16 protein-coding genes and 1 pseudogene are annotated in these 18,385 nt (G+C 58.7%); 11 read left to right on the plus strand and 6 right to left on the minus strand.

The window, feature by feature from the left end; all coding sequences use genetic code 11:
• Nucleotides 1-54: 54 nt before the first annotated feature.
• Nucleotides 55-1,104, plus strand: a pseudogene (locus tag IE093_RS13715) (DUF3541 domain-containing protein); the annotation flags it as partial.
• A 45-nt stretch (nucleotides 1,105-1,149) separates the two neighbouring features.
• On the opposite strand, the gene nhaD reads toward IE093_RS13715, so the two are convergent.
• On the minus strand, nucleotides 1,150-2,610 hold the full coding sequence (nhaD, locus tag IE093_RS13720) for a sodium:proton antiporter NhaD (RefSeq protein WP_189470128.1): 1,461 nt from the start codon (nucleotides 2,608-2,610) through the stop codon (nucleotides 1,150-1,152).
• Nucleotides 2,611-2,851: 241 nt separating this feature from the next.
• Between nhaD and IE093_RS13725 the strand changes: the two genes are divergently transcribed.
• Together IE093_RS13725 and IE093_RS13730 are read left to right on the plus strand one after the other, a co-directional pair.
• A complete protein-coding gene (locus IE093_RS13725) occupies nucleotides 2,852-3,571 on the plus strand; it encodes a DUF3581 domain-containing protein (RefSeq protein ID WP_189470130.1) in 720 nt (239 codons plus the stop codon).
• A gap of 138 nt (nucleotides 3,572-3,709) precedes the next feature.
• A complete protein-coding gene (locus IE093_RS13730) occupies nucleotides 3,710-5,428 on the plus strand; it encodes a formate--tetrahydrofolate ligase (protein WP_189470132.1) in 1,719 nt (572 codons plus the stop codon).
• Nucleotides 5,429-5,436: 8 nt separating this feature from the next.
• Here IE093_RS13730 and IE093_RS13735 read toward each other — a convergent pair whose 3' ends face one another.
• The gene (locus IE093_RS13735) at nucleotides 5,437-6,342 is read right to left on the minus strand and encodes a universal stress protein (RefSeq protein WP_189470133.1); all 906 of its coding nucleotides are present in this window, start codon (nucleotides 6,340-6,342) and stop codon (nucleotides 5,437-5,439) included.
• 75 nt (nucleotides 6,343-6,417) lie between these two features.
• Nucleotides 6,418-7,662: an RNA polymerase sigma factor gene (locus IE093_RS13740; RefSeq protein WP_189470135.1), complete on the minus strand. Its 1,245-nt coding sequence runs from the start codon at nucleotides 7,660-7,662 to the stop codon at nucleotides 6,418-6,420.
• A 214-nt stretch (nucleotides 7,663-7,876) separates the two neighbouring features.
• Here IE093_RS13740 and IE093_RS13745 point away from each other — a divergent pair, with 214 nt between their 5' ends.
• Nucleotides 7,877-8,350 carry a hypothetical protein gene (locus tag IE093_RS13745; protein WP_229803576.1) on the plus strand — a complete coding sequence of 158 codons (474 nt, stop codon included), beginning with the start codon at nucleotides 7,877-7,879 and terminating at the stop codon, nucleotides 8,348-8,350.
• A 35-nt stretch (nucleotides 8,351-8,385) separates the two neighbouring features.
• On the opposite strand, the gene IE093_RS13750 is transcribed toward IE093_RS13745, so the two are convergent.
• The gene (locus IE093_RS13750) at nucleotides 8,386-8,766 is read right to left on the minus strand and encodes a YciI family protein (RefSeq protein WP_189470137.1); all 381 of its coding nucleotides are present in this window, start codon (nucleotides 8,764-8,766) and stop codon (nucleotides 8,386-8,388) included.
• Between the two features lie 12 nt (nucleotides 8,767-8,778).
• Nucleotides 8,779-9,225 (minus strand): YybH family protein, encoded by a 447-nt coding sequence (locus IE093_RS13755; protein ID WP_229803578.1) that lies wholly within the window; start codon nucleotides 9,223-9,225, stop codon nucleotides 8,779-8,781.
• A 186-nt stretch (nucleotides 9,226-9,411) separates the two neighbouring features.
• Between IE093_RS13755 and dkgB the strand changes: the two genes are divergently transcribed.
• The 3 genes from dkgB (at nucleotide 9,412) to IE093_RS13770 (ending at nucleotide 13,405) form a co-directional block, all read left to right on the plus strand.
• The gene (gene dkgB, locus IE093_RS13760; protein WP_189470139.1) at nucleotides 9,412-10,227 is read left to right on the plus strand and encodes a 2,5-didehydrogluconate reductase DkgB; all 816 of its coding nucleotides are present in this window, start codon (nucleotides 9,412-9,414) and stop codon (nucleotides 10,225-10,227) included.
• Nucleotides 10,228-10,589: 362 nt separating this feature from the next.
• Complete coding sequence (locus IE093_RS13765; protein ID WP_189470142.1) at nucleotides 10,590-11,093, plus strand: putative pterin-binding protein; 504 nt, start codon at nucleotides 10,590-10,592, stop codon at nucleotides 11,091-11,093.
• Nucleotides 11,094-11,119: 26 nt separating this feature from the next.
• Nucleotides 11,120-13,405, plus strand: coding sequence for an ATP-binding protein (locus IE093_RS13770; RefSeq protein WP_189470144.1), 2,286 nt, complete (start codon nucleotides 11,120-11,122; stop codon nucleotides 13,403-13,405).
• Here the strand turns inward: IE093_RS13770 and IE093_RS13775 are convergent.
• On the minus strand, nucleotides 13,391-14,599 hold the full coding sequence (locus IE093_RS13775; protein ID WP_189470145.1) for an EAL domain-containing response regulator: 1,209 nt from the start codon (nucleotides 14,597-14,599) through the stop codon (nucleotides 13,391-13,393). The genes IE093_RS13770 and IE093_RS13775 overlap by 15 nt on opposite strands.
• Before the next feature lie 431 nt (nucleotides 14,600-15,030).
• Here IE093_RS13775 and IE093_RS13780 point away from each other — a divergent pair, with 431 nt between their 5' ends.
• The 4 genes from IE093_RS13780 to IE093_RS13795 all read left to right on the plus strand — a co-directional run bounded on the left by IE093_RS13780 (nucleotide 15,031) and on the right by IE093_RS13795 (nucleotide 18,257).
• Nucleotides 15,031-15,525, plus strand: a complete 495-nt coding sequence (locus IE093_RS13780; RefSeq protein WP_189470147.1) for a 2-thiouracil desulfurase family protein — start codon at nucleotides 15,031-15,033, stop codon at nucleotides 15,523-15,525.
• 75 nt (nucleotides 15,526-15,600) lie between these two features.
• On the plus strand, nucleotides 15,601-15,762 hold the full coding sequence (locus IE093_RS13785) for a hypothetical protein (protein ID WP_189470149.1): 162 nt from the start codon (nucleotides 15,601-15,603) through the stop codon (nucleotides 15,760-15,762).
• 107 nt (nucleotides 15,763-15,869) lie between these two features.
• Nucleotides 15,870-17,102: a DUF3422 domain-containing protein gene (locus IE093_RS13790; RefSeq protein WP_189470151.1), complete on the plus strand. Its 1,233-nt coding sequence runs from the start codon at nucleotides 15,870-15,872 to the stop codon at nucleotides 17,100-17,102.
• 186 nt (nucleotides 17,103-17,288) lie between these two features.
• Nucleotides 17,289-18,257, plus strand: a complete 969-nt coding sequence (locus IE093_RS13795; RefSeq protein WP_189470153.1) for a magnesium transporter CorA family protein — start codon at nucleotides 17,289-17,291, stop codon at nucleotides 18,255-18,257.
• The last annotated feature ends 128 nt before the right edge of the window (nucleotides 18,258-18,385 follow it).

The following is an 18,385-nucleotide window of genomic DNA, read 5'->3' on the forward strand; positions in this document are numbered from 1 at the left end:
TTAACAAGCCCTTAGCGTAAGGAGACGTTCATGCGAGGACAGCATTGTGATTCGATGTATCCACGGTGGATCCGGGATAGTTTCGTACTAGTGATTCTCCTTTGGCTGGCAGCTTGCGCATCGACGCCGCTATCCCAGCAGGAGATCGCCGATGACATTCAGGCACGTTACGAGGCCGAGCTGTTCTCGCTACCCCTGAACAAGCAGCGCCATTATGCACAGCGGCTCTATCGCATCACCGGAGATGACAAATACCTGCCACTCAATCGAGGCTATGCCAAGTATCTGGTTCCCGGCATCTGCAAGGACATCGAAGGGCTAGCACAACCGGGCTATGCGGCGTTACGCAGTCGGGAAATGGTCGCCGACTACCCCACGCGTACCGCCAAGCAGCGTGCTCGCAAACGGATGCTTGGTGAATGGGGCGAAATCGCCTTCGCTCGCAATCTGCTGTTTAGGCTGGCGCAACTCGACTACTATCGTTTGCTGGATGATGACCGGTTGGTCGATCGCGAGCGGGCGCTGAATTATCTGGCGTCGGTGGATTTCGCTACCTTTCTTACCGATCCGGATGTGATGGCGATCTATGCCGCGCAGGTAGCGAACATCGTCCATTACCTGCATCAGCTCGGTATCGAGGACCTGCGTGACGAGGTGATCGCGGCCTTCCGTGCGCAATATCCTCCCGAGCGTGATGCCATGCTGTCGCAGGAGGAGTATCGCAACAAGGTCTATGGCATGACCCACTTCGTGATCGCCGCCAGCCGTTATTATCAGCAACCGGTGGATGCTCGGGAGTTTGCCTGGGTTTTGAAAGAGTTCGAGGACAACCTGCCACAAATCCTCGAACGGACCACCGAGGATATCTATACCGAAGTCGGCATCAGTTTTCTGCTGGCCGGGCTGCATGATCACCCGGCCATCGAACGGATCAAGGCATCCCTGGCGCGAGCCTACGATCCGCGGGCCCGCATGATTCCCTCGCCCAGCGGTGGCACCGAACTCGATCGGGGTGAGCATCGCAATGTGCTGGCGATCATGCTGCTGCGCTGGCCCGATCGTTTGCACCCAGGGCCGGATCTGTCGGCGCTGGAGTTGGTAATCGATTGGGTGCCCGGGCTGTGGCTGGCCACTTGCTGGGTCCCGGCATCAGCCGAAAACCTTGAAGCTTTCGGCATTCAACCACAGATGAGTCAGGATGCTGGCGACATAGCCCAACAGGATGATCGGCGACCACTTGAGATGTCCCATGAAGGTATAGGAGCCGCGTGCCTGACCCATCACCGCCACGCCCGCGGCGGAGCCCACCGACAGCAGGCTGCCGCCGACACCGGCGGTCAGCGTGATCAGCAGCCAGTGGCCATGTGACATCTCGGGCTCCATGGTCAGAACCGCGAACATTACCGGGATGTTGTCGATCACCGCCGACATCAAGCCGAGGAAAACATTCGCCCAGGTGGCATTCCATTGCGTATACAGTACTTCCGAGAGCATCGCCAGGTAGCCCATGAAACCCAGCCCCCCCACGCACATCACCACGCCGTAGAAGAACAGCAGGGTGTCCCACTCGGCACGAGCGATACGATTGAAGACATCGAAGGGCACCACGCTGCCCAGGCGCTCCAGGGCCTGCCGGTCACCGCGGCGTACCGCGATATTGCGCTTGCGCTCCAGAGAACGGGGTAAGGTACGGCGCAGGTAGTAGCCGAAGAACTGCAGGTAGCCAAGGCCGGTCATCATGCCCAGTACCGGCGGCAGGTGCAGCAGGGTGTGGCAGGCCACGGCACTGGCCACGGTGAGCAGGAACAACAGGATGATGCGCCGCGCGCCACGCTTGAGCTCCACGTGTTCCTGATGGGGCTTGGGGTGGCGATTCGGGACGAAGAAGCTCATGGCCACCGCCGGCACCAGGTAGTTGACCAGCGAGGGGAGCAGCAGATCGAAGAACTCATAGAACTTGACCAGGCCGGCCTGCCACACCATCAGGGTGGTGATGTCGCCGAAGGGGCTGAAGGCGCCGCCGGCGTTGGCGGCGACCACGATGTTCACGCAGCACAGGTTGATGAAGCGGTGATCGCCCTCGGCGACCTTGGTCACCACCGCACACATCAGCAACGCCGTGGTCAGGTTGTCGGCTACCGGTGAAATCACGAAGGCCAGGCTGCCGGTGAGCCAGAACAGGGTACGGTAGCTGAAGCCGCGCTCGGTCATCCAAGCACGCAGGGCGTCGAAGATCCGTCGCTCGTCCATGGCGTTGATGTAGGTCATCGCCACCAGCAGGAACAGCATCAGCTCCGTGAATTCGAGTAGCGTCTCGCGAAAGGCATGCTCGGCGGTGTCGGGCATACCGGCGCCGACGTAGACCCAGCCGATCAGACCCCAGATGATGCCGGCCGCCACCAGAACCGGCTTGGATTTGCGCATCTTCAGCTTTTCCTCGCCCATCACCAGCAGGTAGGCGAATACGAAAAGGACCAGAGCGACCACGCCGACCGTGGAGCCGGTCAGGTCGAGTGGCCCGGTAGCGGCATGAGCGGTAGAGCTGAGCAGAAGGGCGAGAGGAAGCAGGATGAAGAGGGGGAAAAGCCGGCGAGAGATCCTTAGAGCCATGATTGCGTCTATCCGATTTCGCGAGGGTGATGGTGAGGTGCGAGATAATAGCATGGACCTCCATGGCACCGTATTGACACTTAGGTATACCTGATATGATCCCCGCGTCGTAATCGGTGTCGCTGATTGGATAATCTCCGGCGGTGGTTGCCGGTCATTGTGTGGCATCATCTACTCTTGAATATGACAAGGCAGACAACAGCCACGATCGTCCCTACCTTGATGCGCAGGCAGACAACGCATGTTTCTCGATGAATTCCATTCGATTACTGAAGGGCGGGTCCGTATCTCCGCGGAGCAGGCTAGCCACTTTGCCAAAGGAATCGCTGGTGACTACAACCCGATTCACAATCCTCATGCACGGCGCTTCTGTGTGCCCGGCGACTTGCTGTTTGCCTTGGTTCTAGCCCGTTTCGGGCTGTCGCAGCGTATGAGCTTCCGTTTTTTGAGCATGGTGGGGGCCGATGTGCCGCTCGACTTTCGCGAGTGTGACAATGACGGCATCCAGGTAGTGGATACCACCGGCAAAGTCTATCTCGAGGTCGAACGAGAAGGGGAGGGCACCCAGGACATGGCGGTGGTGGAAGCTTTTACCCGACGTTACGTGGCCTTCTCCGGCAAGAATTTCCCGCATTACCTGAAGCCGCTGATGGAACAGCAGGGGGTGATGTTCAATCCCCAGCGTCCACTGGTGATTTACGACAGCATGGGTTTTGCGTTGGATCGGCTGGATGCTCCCGACCCCGGGCTCGAACTGGCGGACTCTTCCTTGACGGTGACCGGCAAGAGGGGCGATGTGCTTTTGGAGTTTCGTCTGACATCTCGGGGTGAGGTCATCGGCAGCGGGTCCAAGAAGCTGGTGGTCAGTGGCCTGCGAGACTACGATCCTGTCGCCATGGAGGCCATTGTCGAGGAGTTTTATCGGCTCAAGGCGGCCCATGAAGCATGCAACGCTTCTTGAACCGATGGCTGGATGCCGGTTTTGGAATGTCCAGCGTCGTCTAAAAGCATGCCGGTCGAGAGAGGGCGACGCATCCTGAAACCATCTACTGCACGAATCGCCGATTCCGTTACACCGTAGCGCCGTGGATGGTGGATCATGAATACCTCTCTCACGCCACTCGTCGAGGCTCTGAGGCCCGGCTCTCCGGATATCGAGATCGCTCGTGCCGTCGCAATGCGGCCGATCATGTCCTTGGCCGAGGAACGTCTTGGCATCCCCCACCATGCATTGATTCCTTTCGGGCATTACAAGGCAAAGCTATCACTCGATTATCTGGCGACGCTGGCCGATCGGCCTCAGGGCAAGCTGGTGCTGGTCACGGCCATCAGTCCCACACCGGCCGGAGAGGGCAAGACCACCACTAGCGTGGGGCTCGGAGATGCCTTCAATCGCCTGGGAATGCGAACCACGACCTGCCTGCGAGAGCCTTCCCTGGGGCCATGCTTCGGCATGAAAGGCGGGGCAACGGGCGGTGGGCGTGCACAGGTCGTGCCCATGGAAGACATCAATCTGCATTTCAACGGTGACTTCCATGCGGTCACATCGGCGCACAATCTCCTAGCCGCGTTGCTCGACAATCATCTCCACTGGGGCAATGCGCTGGATATCGATCCCCATCAGATCGTCTGGAAACGGGCGATCGATATCAACGACCGTGCCTTGCGTCACATTACCATCGGCCTTGGCGGCGCTGCGAATGGCTTGCCGCGCGAGGATGGCTTCGACATCACCGTGGCCTCGGAGATCATGGCGATCCTGTGCCTGGCCCGGGATCTCGGGGACCTGGAGAACCGCTTGGGGCGGATCATCGTCGCTTACAGCCGCGACGGTTCACCAGTCACCGCTCATGACCTGGGGGCTGCCGGGGCCATGGCGGTGCTTCTCAAGGATGCCCTGCAACCCAACCTGGTGCAGAGTCTGGAACATAATCCGGCCTTCATCCATGGTGGGCCGTTCGGCAATATCGCTCATGGCTGTAGTTCGGTGATGGCGACCCGAGCGGCGCTGGCACTGAGCGATGTCGTCGTTACCGAGGCCGGTTTCGGAGCGGACTTGGGGGCCGAGAAGTTCATCGACATCAAGTGTCGGCAATCGGGCTTGTCCCCCGATGCCGCGGTGCTGGTCTGTACCCTGAGGGCCTTGCGATTCCATGGCGGTGCCGACAAGACGAGTTGGGGCATGCCAAACCCGGAGGCCATGCGCCAAGGGTTCGGCAATCTCCGCCGTCATGTGGACAATCTGCAGCGCTTCGGCCTGTCGCCGATCGTGGCCATCAATACCTTCGATTCGGATTCACGGGAAGAGATCGACCTGCTGCAGTCGATGTGTGCCGAGCTCGGTATCCAGGCGGTGGAGACGTCGCACTGGGCACACGGTGGGGCTGGGGCCATGGAACTGGCGAAGGCGTTGAGCGAGCGACTGGAAGCGGGCGGGGCGCCACATGTCAGATGTCTGTATCCTGACATGCTGCCGTTGATCGACAAGATTCGTACGCTGGCGACCGAACTCTACGGTGCCGCCGATATCGCGCTGCATCCTGCTGCTGCTCGTCGCCTCCAGGACTTCGAGGAGATGGGATATGGTGATTTGCCGGTGTGCATCGCCAAGACCCAGTACAGCTTTTCCTGTGATCCCCAAGCCCGGGGGGCCCCCGAAGGACATCGACTGGATGTACGCGAGGTCCGCCTGTCGGCGGGTGCTGGCTTCGTGGTTGCGGTCTGCGGCGACATCATGACCATGCCGGGATTGCCGCGACAGCCTGCGGCCATGCGCATGGGACTCGACGATCAGGGGCATGTCGTTGGTCTTGCCTGAGGCTGTGTTCAGGTCACCACCGTGACAGGACAAGGCACGGCATCGATCACGCGGTGGCTGACGCTGCCGAGTAGATGGTCCTGCCACTGACTCATCCCGCGATGTCCCATGATCAGCACCACGGACCCTGTCTGCTGACGCACGTGGGTGATGATGCCCTCCGCAGGATGACCGGTGACGATATGGTGCTCGACGATGGCAGCATTCAGTTTGCCAAGATGCTTTCTGGCCCGGCTGAAGACGTATCGAGATTCCTGGCGTTCGTTGTCGAGCTGCGATTTGGCGAGGCTGCTGGCCGGGTTGGCTGCATGGCAGAACATCAGGTCCACCGGTGCCTGGGTGGCAAGCGATAGCTCGGCGGCCAGTTCAGCGGCGGCGTCGCTGTGCGGAGATCCGTCGACCGGCAGCAAAATCCACTCCAAGTGAGCGCCCCGGTAGGTCATGTCGTTGTCATGCACAATGGTCACTGCGCCACGGTACTTGTGGACCACAGCATTGCTCACGCTGCCGAGCATGAACCGGCCTAGTTCGCCCACGCCTCGAGAACCCATCACGATCATGCATCCGGGGTGCTGGCTGGCGTAGTCGACGATCACCCGCGATGGATCCTTGACGAAGCTCTCCTCGTGGAGGGTGATTTCCTGAATGGTTTCGTTAAAAGAGGGAGCGAGAACCTCGCGGGCCTTGGCAAATGCCTCGTCAGCGGCCCTTTGCAACACGCCGTGGTCATGATCCACTTCGTGAAGGCGGTTGGCGGGAATGTCGCTGAGTTCCGCCGGATTGAGTGGTTTCACGTACAGCAGTTGCAACGGGACCTCGAGCCAAGTGACCAGATGGCTCGCGTGACGCGCAGCGGCAATGGCCGAAGGAGAGCCGTCCACTGGCACTGCGACCAATGACGTCCGTTTCGTCATGAGTCTCACCTCGCGGACGAAATACCCTCGTTTACCGACAGTTTAGTGTTCCATCGACGGAACGTCAGGCGCTCGTCACAGCTTGGCCAGACGCTGCTCGATGAAGCGTCGCTGCGGTGCTTGTCTTGCCAGCTTCAGGGCATGCTGGAAGGCGTCACTGGCTTCTGTGTATCGGCCCAGCCGGCGGTAGAGTTCACCGCGTGCTGCGTGTGTTGGATGGTAATCGTGCAACTCTCCGCGTGCGAGAATGGCTTCGATCAGTTCCAGTCCGGCTTGCGGACCATCGCGCATGGCGACGGCCACGGCGCGGTTCAGGGCGATCACTGGTGATGGGTCCACCCGCAGCAGGACATCATAGAGGCCGACGATCTGTTCCCAGTCGGTTGCCGCGGCGCTGGGTGCCTCGGCATGCACGGCGGCGATCGCCGCTTGTAGCGTATAGGGGCCAAAACGGCGTGAGCGCAGGGCGTGTTCCACCAGGGACGTACCTTCGTCGATCAGCTTGCGGTTCCATTGACTGCGATCCTGTTCGTCCAGCAGGATGATTTCGCCATCGACAGTAGTGCGTGCGGCCCGTCGCGACTCGTGCAATAGCATCAGGGCCAGTAGCCCCGCCGCCTCGGGTTCCGGCAACAGTTCGTATAACAAGCGGCCCAGACGGATCGCTTCGCCCGAGAGTTCGCTGCGCGTGACGCTTGCACCGGACGAGGCTGAGTAACCTTCATTGAAGACCAGATAGATCACGCGCAGTACGGCGTCCAATCGCTCCGGCAATTCCTCCGCCGAGGGCAATTGGTAGGGAATGCGAGCGTCGCGGATCTTGGTCTTGGCGCGAACGATGCGCTGGGCCAGGGTGGAAGCCCGGGTCAGGAAAGCGTGGGCGATCTCCTCGGTGGTCAGGCCGCAGACCTCGCGCAGAGTGAGCGCTACCCGTGCGTCCGGCGGCAGGGCGGGGTGGCAGCAGGTGAAAATCAGGCGCAAGTGATCGTCTGCCACGCTCGATTCGTCCCAGCCCGGAGGTGTGGCGGATTCGGCTTCCAACTGATTGGCGAGTTCGGCGACCGAGGCATCGTAGCGAGTGTGGCGGCGTAGGCTGTCGATGGCCTTGAATCGTCCGGTGGACACCAGCCAGGCACGTGGGTTGGTGGGCACCCCTTCCTGGGGCCATTGCGTCATGGCCGCGGCGAAAGCGTCGTGGAGCGCCTCCTCGGCAAGCTCGAAGTCGCCAAGCAGCCGGATCAAGGTGGCGAGAACACGCCGTGAATCGTCACGGTAGAGAGTCGCTATCTTCTCGCCTATGGCTGAGTGGGTCTCATGCATCGCTATCCTGCTCCTTGGGTGGCACTTCACAGTATCGGACTCCCTACACCGCGCAACGCAGTGATTGAGCTGCGCAGGCATTTATTCGGTGTTTCATTGGGAGAGATGGCGACTCGGCACTATCCTTGAACCTAGCCATGGGGATGGCGAGCCGGCAGACGGCCGTATTTCCCATGCGGGATATCTCGTTTGTCCGCATTCCAGGAGGAGCATCATGAATACCCTGCGCACCTACCCCGGCAATGGACGGGCGTTCCGCCTGCCACTTTTTCTCGCTTTGCTGTTCGCCTCTGGCGCTATCGCCGTGGCGGATGGCGGTGCCGATCTGACATTCCAGGGGGATGCCAGCTTCAATGGGCCCCATGGCGACCAAGCGATACAGGTGGCGCTGGTCAACACCGATACAGGCGAAGTGGTGGCCCGGGAGTCCGGGACCGTTTCCGGTGCCGACGATCCGGCCTTCTCCTTCACGTTTGCCGACGCCCTCAAGGCCGATACTGCCTACGAGGTGCATTACTGGATCGATTCCAACTTCGGCGGCGGGAGCGCTGGAAGTTGTGACCCTTCGAACAACGATCACCAATGGCGGGTAGCGTTGGATATGGCCAGTGAGGCCGTTACTCATACCGAGTCGCATGATCCAAGCCGCTTGGGAGATGTTTGCGATACCTTCGCCGGTGCCATGTAGGTTGTGTTTCTGGGGGCGCCTTCGGGCGCCCCCGTTCAGACGCTGGCTTCCTGTTCCCGGGGCGTGGATGGCGATACGTCGAGTTCGCGCACCGGCCGTACCTCGACGCTGCCCACACGGGCCGCTGGAATTCCCTCGGCGATCCGCAATGCCTCGTTCAGGTCGGCGGCATCGACCAGGTAGAAGCCCGCCAATTGTTCCTTGGTTTCGGCGAAGGGGCCGTCGGTGATCGAGGTCTTGCCGTTGCGTACGCGTACCGTGGTGGCAGTATGCACACTCTGTAAGGCCTCGGCGGCAATCATCCGACCGCTGGCCTGGATCCGCTCGGCGTAGGCCAGACATTCGCTATCCTCGGGGCTATCGGGCAAGGTGTGCAGGATGCTTTCGTCGCTGTAGACGAGGCAGAGATATTTCATGACCAGCTCCACTCAAGGTTCGAGGTTCAGCATGGCCTTACCGCTGGCCATGTCGAAGGGGGCCGAGAAATGCTCGTGCACCACCAGCCAACGACCGTCGATGCGACGATAACCGGCGGTCATGCGCGTCCAGCCGGATTCATGCTCACCCTTGTCATTGGTACCTCCACAGTTGATGAGGGCGTGGCAGAAGGCGGTATGTCCGTCGGCTTCGATCGTCACCTCATGAAGCTCGAAGGTCATCGGGCCTTGGCACATGGCCATGCACGTCTCCCAATGCTGACGGTAGGCCTCGATACCCTTGAACTGCAGTGCCGCGATGGCGTCGAAGGCGACGATATTCGGTGCATAATGGGTAGTGATGGCGTCGATGTCCTTGGCGCGCACCGCGGCCTGCCAGGATTCCAGCAACTCGAGGATCGCGGCTTCGGCGGACACTTGGGTCGTTGCGGTTTGCATATCGGTTTCCTCTTTCCAGATGACGCGGGGAAAACTTGATGGTGACGGCAGCCTTTCCCTCTAAGACACAGACTAGTCGTCCGACGGGGGGCGGAATCGACATTGACGAAAAAATTTTCCGCTTGAAACGCAAGAGAGGCGACGCCACTCAATCGTATGAGTCGTGAACGCGCAAGGAGCAACCGGATGACTAAGGCAAATCCAATTCCGCGTATCGGCCTGGGCACCTTTCGGCTCAAGGGCCAGGAGGTCATCGATTCGGTGAGCTCCGCCCTGGAACTGGGCTATCGACACATCGACACCGCTCAGATGTATGACAACGAGGTCGAGGTAGGCCAGGCCATTCGCAACAGCGGCATTGCCCGCGACAAGATCTTCCTGACCAGCAAGGTGTGGTACGACCGTCTCAGAAGTGACGACCTGATCCGGAGCCTGGAGGAAAGCCTCGATCGGCTTGGCGTGGAAACGCTCGACTTGGCACTGATCCATTGGCCGTCACCGGACGACGTGGTACCGATGGCCGAAACCATCGGGGCGCTCGATGAGGCGCGCAGGAAGGGGCTGACGCGGCACATCGGTGTCTCCAACTTCACCATCGCCCAAATCGATGCGGCATTGAGTGTGCCGGGTGGTGAGCATATCGTCACCAACCAGATCGAGGTGCACCCCTATCTCGCCAACCGCAAGGTGGTCGAGCACTGTCAGGCCAAGGGGCTGCAAGTCACCGGCTACATGCCGCTGGCAGTGGGTAAGGTGATGAAGGACCCGCTACTGCAGGAAATTGCCGATGCGCATGGCGCGACGCCGGCGCAGATCGCCCTAGCGTGGATCGCCTCTCGCGATATAGTAGTGATTCCTTCGTCCACCAAGCCGGAACACCAGCATGCCAACCTGGCGGCCATGGAGCTCGAGCTCAGCGACAATGAGATCGCCAGGATCGATGCCCTGGATGCCGGCGAACGCATCGCCGATCCCGAATGGGCGCCGCGGTGGGATGACTAGGCTTTATCCGAAAACTGCCTGCGCTTGTCCATACGGCGTTAAAAATCAGTTCGTGAGCGAGTCCAATCAAAATGCTCATTTACACCCACGTAAACTCGCATGCGAGCTCGATCCGTTTTTCGCTGTTTTTTTGCCTTGTGACCCACACGGATGTGGGAAATGCGTGGGCCCGTAGGGAACAGGCCTAGCCCTGGCCATCACTCGGCGACTTTTCGGACAAACCCTAAGCCCTCGTTGCCGATCCCGTTACTGGACTTGCTCCAGTTATCCATACGGATAGATGCTTCGTAGGTGTCGTAATCTCTGGCGACCATCGAGTCGCTGCGTAATACACTATATGTATCCGGAATGGGAGGGCGGTGATGAAACGTCATATTATGTTAGGCATTTTGGTTGGATGGGTTGCATCCTTCAACGTCGCCGCTCAGGAGTTGGCGTCGCCAAGCGGTCCGGTGATACTCTCCGTGAGCGGCAAGATCACCCACTTCAATATGGGCAATGAAGCGCATTTCGATCGCGAAATGCTGCTAGCTCTGGAACAGCGTAAAACGCTCACCCATACCCCCTGGCATGATGGCCAGGTTCGCTTCGAGGGGCCACTGGGTCGTTCGCTGCTGGAAGCCGTGGGTGCGAGCGGCACCAGCATGCGCGTCGTGGCTCTCGATGACTATGCCGCTACCGTCCCGGTAGCCGATTTCCTCGACCATAACGTGATCCTGGCCATGTCTCAGGACGGGAAGCCACTCAAGGTTCGCGATCATGGGCCATTGTTCATCATCTATCCCTTCGATGAGGAGCCCGGGTTGCTCAACGAAGAAACCCTGACGCGCTCGGTCTGGCAGGTCAAGGCGATCGAGATCCGGTAGTCGTTTCCACCAGAAGACAACGTGACATGAAATCGTCCGATTCTCTGCGCTTCAAGCTCACCTCCTGCGCGGCGGTTGTGTTTTTCCTGTCGGCCATAATTGTCGGCGGCATCATCTATTACCGCCATCAGCTGGAGATGGTGGCGAACAAGCTGATGGAGGATGTGGTATGGGTGACCTACCAGTTCGATCGGGAAGTACGCGAGTTGCGTATGGCATTGATCGATGCCTCGGTGACCGATCTGGATGCGATGTTGCTGCGCTATGAGATTCTCTATAGCCGTACTCACTTGTTTCGCCGGGGGCAGGTGGCGGAATTCGTCAATACGTATGATGTGGCTAGCGACGAGTTGCGTGAGGCCATTGCATTGGTCGAAGCCCTGGATTCCCAGTTCCTCGCTTTGGCGGGAAGGCAGGATCTGCTGACGACCACTCTGCGTGCCGGCCTGGCCGAGCAGTTGGTAACCCTGCAGCAGCTTACCGAAACCATCCTGCTGGAATGCAACGCCCAAGTGGCTTCGATGAAAGTGGACGAGCGAGAAACGTTACTGCTCCTCTACGCCGCGGTTTTAGTGCTGATTCTGCTGATCATGAGCACGGGAAGCGTCCTCGTCATGGCCCTTATCAAGGAAAGCCGTGAGCGGGCAGACAAGGCGAACATGCTGAAGGCCCAGTCTCGCGAACTCGCGCAGGCTGTCGCGAACGCCGAAGCCGCGAGTCAGGCCAAATCGGAGTTCATGGCGGTAATGAGCCATGAGATTCGTACCCCTCTCAATGGGGTAGTTGGTGTGGCCGATCTATTGTCGGATGAGTCGATGAGCCAGCAGGGCCATCAGTATGTGCAGGTCCTCAAGGAAAGTGCCAGCGGCTTGCAGGCCGTGATCAACGATATACTCGACTACACCAAGCTCGAGGCCGGATCGCTCGATCTGGACCGTCGCCCTTTCGATCTGAAGGCATTTCTGGATCAGCTATGTGCCGGCTACCGGTTACGTAGCGAAAACGATGATCTCCGTTTCCATTGCCAGTTGGACAGCCGTCTGCCCGACCATGTCGAAGGTGACGTCAACCGGTTACGCCAAGTGTTGATGAACCTGCTCAACAATGCGTTCAAGTTTACTACCGAAGGTATCATCGTACTGAAGGTTGCGGCCGAAGCCGAAGGGGGAGTCAAGTTCACGGTCAGCGATACGGGCTGCGGGATCGATGCTTCCCAGCAACACCGTCTGTTCGAGCCGTTTTCCCAGGTCGACACCTCCATCGCCCGACGCCATGAAGGGACGGGGCTCGGGTTGGCGATATGTCAGCGGCTGGTCACGGCGATGGGCGGCAATATTGGCATGGAAAGCCAGTTGGGTTTGGGGAGCCGGTTCTGGTTCGAGATCCCATTGCCAGGAGTCGAGCACGAGGTTTCTGAGGGCGTCTCCAAGATAACGAATGGCGATCGGTTGCCTCCCTGGCGCGTGCTAGTCGTTGAGGACAACCCTATCAATCAGACGTTGGCGCGAGCCATGCTCGAGCAACTTGGCCAGTTGGTCATCGTTGCTGGCAACGGGCAAGAAGCCCTTGAAACCCTGAACGCCGAGCGATGCGACGTGGTGCTGATGGATATGCAGATGCCGGTGCTGGATGGCCTGGAGACAACTCGGCGCTGGCGGGCTCAAGAGAGTCAAGGGCATCTTCCGATCATTGCCATGACGGCCAATGTCATGCCGGAGGATCGTGAGTGTTGCTTCGAGGCCGGTATGGACGACATCATCTGTAAACCGTTCAAACGCGAGGATTTGCGTCGCATTCTCACGCAATACATGGATGAGTTTGTTGGCGATGCAACACCAAGTGGTAGCGATCGGTCGTTGAGCGACCCCATGCCTCTGGATACCCCGCATGATAAGCGAGTGGTCAGACTTCCTGAACCTGGAATAGCCCCGAAATCCAATAGTACGGCAGTATCCTTATCGACATCGGATGTGCTGGATCCCGAGATCGTGGCTGAGTTGCAGGAATCGTTGGATCGTGAAGTCATCGAAGGACTATTCAGCACCTATCTCACTCGATTGGGTGCTCGCCAGGCCAATATGCAAGTCATGCTCGAACAGGGGGATCGCGATAGCCTGCGCCAAGCGGCACACTCCCTCAAAGGAGCCTCGTCTTCTCTGGGTTGCGCCGCCATGGCACGTGCGGCCTCATCACTCGAGCAGTTGGCATTACACGATGATGTCTCCTCATTGCAACGCCGTATGGCGGAGTTGGAAACCCTGAAGACCCTTACCCGCGATTCCTTGAAATCCGCGCGTTTACTGACTTCTTGAATCACGTGTGGCCAAAAGACGTTCCCAGCGCGGCAACTTGTCAAGGGGAGTGTTCTTTTCCCGCAAGGCACTCAGCCATTGTGTCAGTTCGTTTTCGGGCATTGGGCGAGCAAACAGATAGCCCTGGCCACTGGTGCATCCGGCTTCCTCCAACAAGCGGACATGCGCTAATGTCTCGATGCCTTCACCCACCACGTCGAGATGCAGACGCTTACCCAAATCGACGATGGTTCGGGTAATGGCTTGCGCTTCCTTATCCTTATCGCTAAGAGATACGAAACTGCGATCCACTTTCAACTCGTCGAAAGGGAGGCGATAGAGTTGTGTCATGGAGGAATAACCAGTGCCGAAGTCGTCCAATGCCAGACGGCAGCCATGGTCACGTAGAGCGCCGAGCAGATGACGGGCGTAGCTGAAGCACTGTATTCCGGCGTTCTCCGTCAGCTCAATGGTCAAGCCTTGCCAATCGACACCGTGGTGGGCCAGGGATCGGTCAATGCGCGATAGAAAATCCGGGACCCTCAACAGTCGCGGTGACAGGTTCACCGCCATGTCCAGCTCGATACCTTGAGAGCGCCAGCGGCGCAATAGGTCCAGTGCCATGTCGAATACCTGCCATGTCAGCGGCAAGATGAGCTCGCTCTCCTCGGCAAGTGGAATGAATCGGTCTGGCGAGATCATGCCAAGGGTGGGATGTTGCCATCGCACCAGTGCTTCGACGCCTATTACGTGTCCCGTGGCCAGCTCCAGCTTGGGCTGGTAGGCCAGCACCAGCTCATGCTCGGTAATAGCCCGTTCCAGTTCGGCTCGGGGCAAGGCAGTCTGCTGAGTAATGCCTCGAGCCAGTAGTGCATCGAGAGCCTTGATGCGGATTGGTTTCGGCAGGTGGCCCAGCATGCGAAGCCCTTGGGATCTGCCGGTATGAAGGATATGTGTGACCATACCTTTGCCGCAGCCGCTCAACAGTGCGACGTTAGAACGAAGGCCCAGGTCCTGGAGAAAGTGCATCACATCCAGGCCCGTGAAGGTACCCAAGTCGAAATCCAGCAGGATAAGTTCGACATCCAACCGCTCGGGCTGGTAGGCCAGGTCCTGGAGGCCATCGGCGGTGTCGACCTCGAAACCACGCCGGACCAGTAAGGAGCCGAGCAGAGACTGGATTTCCATATCGTCGTCGATGATCAGTGCTTTCATGCTGGCTCCAGGCTTTTTTCTGTTCGGGAAAGAGTGACGTGACGCTCAAGATTGGCCTTGGAATGACAGGAATTATCGGTGAGTCTCTCTTGGGGAGTCGATATCAACAATGACCGCGATCTGCAGGCAAGCTACCAGCATCTCCAGTCATTAATTTCCTTGTTCGACCATCGCACCTTTTTGAACACAATAGCGCGCCAGATGATATTGTCCAATTCCCTGATTGTGTGAGTATGTGCATGCTATGTTAGGGGATCAGCGTGCATCGCAGGTTCAAAATATCAACGGATGTGTCACCCTCCCCGACACTGCCTCGAAACGAGACGAATTAGCAGATAAGAAAGGAAAGGCTTTGCACTGACATTGTGAGATTTCTGGAAACATACATGTCTCTATGATGATTTATCCTAGTAGCAGGGGAGGCTTCCGCCATGCCAGCCAAGATTCTAGTCAGCGCGTGTTTGCTGGGGGATCCGGTACGCTACAACGGATCGGACAAGCGAATTGATCACCCACTGCTCGCCGAGTGGCAAAGGGAAGGCCTTTTGGTGCCTATCTGCCCGGAAGTCGCCGGTGGTCTACCCACGCCACGGCCTCCTGCCGAGATCGAAGGTGGCGGTAATGGCGATGATGTGCTCGAAGGACGTTTGCGCATCCTCGATGCATCGGGTAACGATGTTTCCGCTCCCTTTATCACTGGGGCTGGTCTGGCGCTGCGGCTTGCCCAGGAGCATGGTTGTCGCTTCGCCTTGCTTACCGATGGCAGCCCCTCCTGCGGCAGCCGGGAGATTCACGACGGTAGTTTCAGCGGTTTCCGCCATTCAGGCGAGGGAGCCACGGCGGCACTGTTGCGCCGTCATGGCATCGAGGTCTTTGCTCATTCCGAGCTCGATGCTCTGGCCGCACGTATTGCTGAAGAGCATTAAACCCGCGCCCCTTGTCATCGACTGGCAATAGTCCCCGGTTAGCGTCCCAAGAGACGTCAAGCGGAGGCTATCGTCATGGGGCGCGAACAAGGGACGCCGTTGTCCGAGGTGGAAGTCGAATATCTATCGCAGCTTGCCAACGGCAATGCGCTGGCCAGGCAGCGCAAGCGGGAACGTGAACGCCGACAGTGGCGCAAGGCTCGGCGCAGGATCAGGCATATCGACGAGAACTCGTGATACCGGTGCGCAAGTCGCATACGACTTTTGGACCTGCCGGGAAGTCGACTTGACTAGCCGGCCTCAGACGTTACGCTCACTGTTTCCGTCACCTTGCAGACCCGACCATGCATCCCCAGAGAGAAATCCTGCACAACGAGCTTCATGCCCGGCCTTCGATCTATTTCTCGGATCCGGCATACCTGCATCATTTCGCCTTTCTCGATGCCGACGGCGTCTGTGACACTATCGTGCGCCGTCTTTGCGAGGCTGCCGAAACGCCGCTGGATACGAATGCCGCCCAGGGGATCATCAAGGTCGATGGCCTGACCATGAAGTGGGAGCGGCATACCGAGTTCTTCACACTCACCATGCTGGTGCCCAAAGGTGAGGGCGGCGAGTATTGGCCCGCACCCCCCGCCGTGCTGGCACAAATCGTCGAGGGCCAACGCGAGGCGCTGATCAATGCCAGCCTGGTACTGGTCGAATCGGAAGCGAGCTGGGCGGGAAAGACCGATGATTACGGATTCAAGGATCCGGCGGGCTCGAATGTCGGCGGTGGAGATGCGACCGTATGGAGCGATTTCCGCTTATCCCCGGAGGGCGTCAATCGGATTCTGATCGTCAACCGCAAGCTCAACGACTATCGACTGGGAAGGATGACGCGTCGGCTGTTGGAGATCGAGACTTATCGCATGATGGCCTCGCTGTCGCTTCCGCTGGCCAAGGAGCTCAGCGTGGAGCTCAGGCAATACGAGCGCGAACTCGGCGAACTGTCGGACCGCAACGCTGCGAACCATCATGAGAGTTCGCGTCCGCTGCTCTATGCCATTTCCTCGCTTTCGGCGCGGCTGGAGCACAGTAGTGCCCGCTCGCGGCAGCGTTTCAGCGCCACCGAGGCCTACGCCAGGATCGTCTTTACCCGCATCGAGGAACTGCGTGAGACTCGGGTGGCGGACTGCCAACGGCTGGGGACCTTCATCCTGCGGCGCTTCCAGCCGACGGTGCGTTATTGTGCGGCGATTGACAAGCGCCAAGTGAGCTTGGCCCAGAGCGTTGCCCGACTCAACGATCTGCTGCGGACGCGTGCCCAGGTCGAGATCGAAGAGCAGAACTCGGAAATGCTGCAGAGCCTGAACGAGCGCACCAGCAGCCAGCTCAAGATCCAGAAAGCAGTAGAAGGGCTCTCGATTATCGTCATCAGCTACTATATCTTCAGCCTGTTCAAGCTTTCACTTGAGGGGCTCGACGCCTTGGGCATGGGTATCGAGCCGCGTCTTGCTGCCGCCATTTTCGGGCCCTTGGGAATCCTGATCATCGGCCTTCTCGCATGGCGGATCTGGAAGGTCAGGCGGCATTGAGGCATGTTGTGCCTTATATAAAGGAAGTACTGAATAAATCGACGAGCGGAGTAAAGCGCAAGGCGCACGGAACACAGGAACCGGAGCCTATGGGGTATAGGTAAGGATTCCGCGTACCGCGCAACGCAGCGATTTGCTCGCGTAGGCATTTATTCAGTGCTTCCCTAACGGACTGCTGGAGACACCATGCTACGCACCCTGCTGGTCAGCGCCGATGGCCTATCACAAACCGGTGGAGAGGAACTCATCGCGCGTTGGGAACAGGACCCAGAAAGCTACATCTGGATCGACCTGCAAGGCGAGGCGATGGCACGCGAGCGAACGCTGCTCGAGGAGTTTGGTTGCCATCCCATGGCGATCAACGATGCGCATCGCGAGCGCCACCCGCCCAAGATCGAGGAGTTCGAGACCCATACCCTGATCATCTACCGAGGTATCTCTTCTTTCGATGCCGAGCTGAATTATCAGCCCCAGCAGATTTCCTTCTTTGTCAGCGATCGTTACCTGATCAGCCTTCACCCTGGCCTGGCCTTGAGCATCGATCGCTTGTACGAGAATGAGGGCAAGGCGTTGTTGCGGATATCGCCCGAGCATGTCGCCTTGAAGATCATGTATATCTCTGCCGGCTTTTATCTGGACAGCCTGCTGGAATTCGAGACCCAGCTCAGCGATCTGGAAGACGAGTTGCAGGCAGCCGGTACCGACAAGCTGATGAGACGGATCATCAGTTTCCGGTCACGACTGGTGAAGATGCGCCGTGTCTTCAATTATCACCAGGGCATCACGCGCGAGCTGATCGCCTACGACTACCGGCATCTTTCGCGTGAGAATGCCGAAACCCTGCACGCCATCAATGACGTCTTCGAACGCTTCGAGCGACTTTATAGCCTGACGCAGATGTACTATGACATTTGCGGCGATCTGGTCGACGGTTACCTCTCGATCTCATCGCACCAGCTCAATAACACCATGCGTATCCTGACGGTCATTACTGCCATCTTCGTGCCGCTGACCTTTATAGTCGGTATCTATGGTATGAACTTCGAGAATATGCCGGAGCTCGGTTTCAAATACGCCTATTTCGTGGTGCTGGCTTTCATGTTAGGCATCGGTATTGGCCTCACGTGGATATTCCGCCGCAAGGGATGGATCTGAGAAGAACTGTGAAGGGGGCAGTTATCGGCTGCCTGGCGAGGTTTCATCCCACGAGGGTTGAGCCACGCTAGTGTCGATTGTCCCTACCACTGAGATAGCCTGTAACACGATGATAGCAACGTGTGAGT

It is taken from the genome of Litchfieldella qijiaojingensis (genome assembly GCF_014651875.1).
GTDB lineage: Bacteria > Pseudomonadota > Gammaproteobacteria > Pseudomonadales > Halomonadaceae > Litchfieldella > Litchfieldella qijiaojingensis.

Bases quoted from the DNA above. Each gene is read 5' to 3' on its own strand.
- nhaD (WP_189470128.1), bottom strand. From the start codon at position 2,610: ATGGCTCTAAGGATCTCTCGCCGGCTTTTCCCCCTCTTCATCCTGCTT.
- IE093_RS13725 (WP_189470130.1), top strand. From the start codon at position 2,852: ATGTTTCTCGATGAATTCCATTCGATTACTGAAGGGCGGGTCCGTATC.
- IE093_RS13730 (WP_189470132.1), top strand. From the start codon at position 3,710: ATGAATACCTCTCTCACGCCACTCGTCGAGGCTCTGAGGCCCGGCTCT.
- IE093_RS13735 (WP_189470133.1), bottom strand. From the start codon at position 6,342: ATGACGAAACGGACGTCATTGGTCGCAGTGCCAGTGGACGGCTCTCCT.
- IE093_RS13740 (WP_189470135.1), bottom strand. From the start codon at position 7,662: ATGCATGAGACCCACTCAGCCATAGGCGAGAAGATAGCGACTCTCTAC.
- IE093_RS13745 (WP_229803576.1), top strand. From the start codon at position 7,877: ATGAATACCCTGCGCACCTACCCCGGCAATGGACGGGCGTTCCGCCTG.
- IE093_RS13750 (WP_189470137.1), bottom strand. From the start codon at position 8,766: ATGAAATATCTCTGCCTCGTCTACAGCGACGAAAGCATCCTGCACACC.
- IE093_RS13755 (WP_229803578.1), bottom strand. From the start codon at position 9,225: ATGCAAACCGCAACGACCCAAGTGTCCGCCGAAGCCGCGATCCTCGAG.
- dkgB (WP_189470139.1), top strand. From the start codon at position 9,412: ATGACTAAGGCAAATCCAATTCCGCGTATCGGCCTGGGCACCTTTCGG.
- IE093_RS13765 (WP_189470142.1), top strand. From the start codon at position 10,590: ATGAAACGTCATATTATGTTAGGCATTTTGGTTGGATGGGTTGCATCC.
- IE093_RS13770 (WP_189470144.1), top strand. From the start codon at position 11,120: ATGAAATCGTCCGATTCTCTGCGCTTCAAGCTCACCTCCTGCGCGGCG.
- IE093_RS13775 (WP_189470145.1), bottom strand. From the start codon at position 14,599: ATGAAAGCACTGATCATCGACGACGATATGGAAATCCAGTCTCTGCTC.
- IE093_RS13780 (WP_189470147.1), top strand. From the start codon at position 15,031: ATGCCAGCCAAGATTCTAGTCAGCGCGTGTTTGCTGGGGGATCCGGTA.
- IE093_RS13785 (WP_189470149.1), top strand. From the start codon at position 15,601: ATGGGGCGCGAACAAGGGACGCCGTTGTCCGAGGTGGAAGTCGAATAT.
- IE093_RS13790 (WP_189470151.1), top strand. From the start codon at position 15,870: ATGCATCCCCAGAGAGAAATCCTGCACAACGAGCTTCATGCCCGGCCT.
- IE093_RS13795 (WP_189470153.1), top strand. From the start codon at position 17,289: ATGCTACGCACCCTGCTGGTCAGCGCCGATGGCCTATCACAAACCGGT.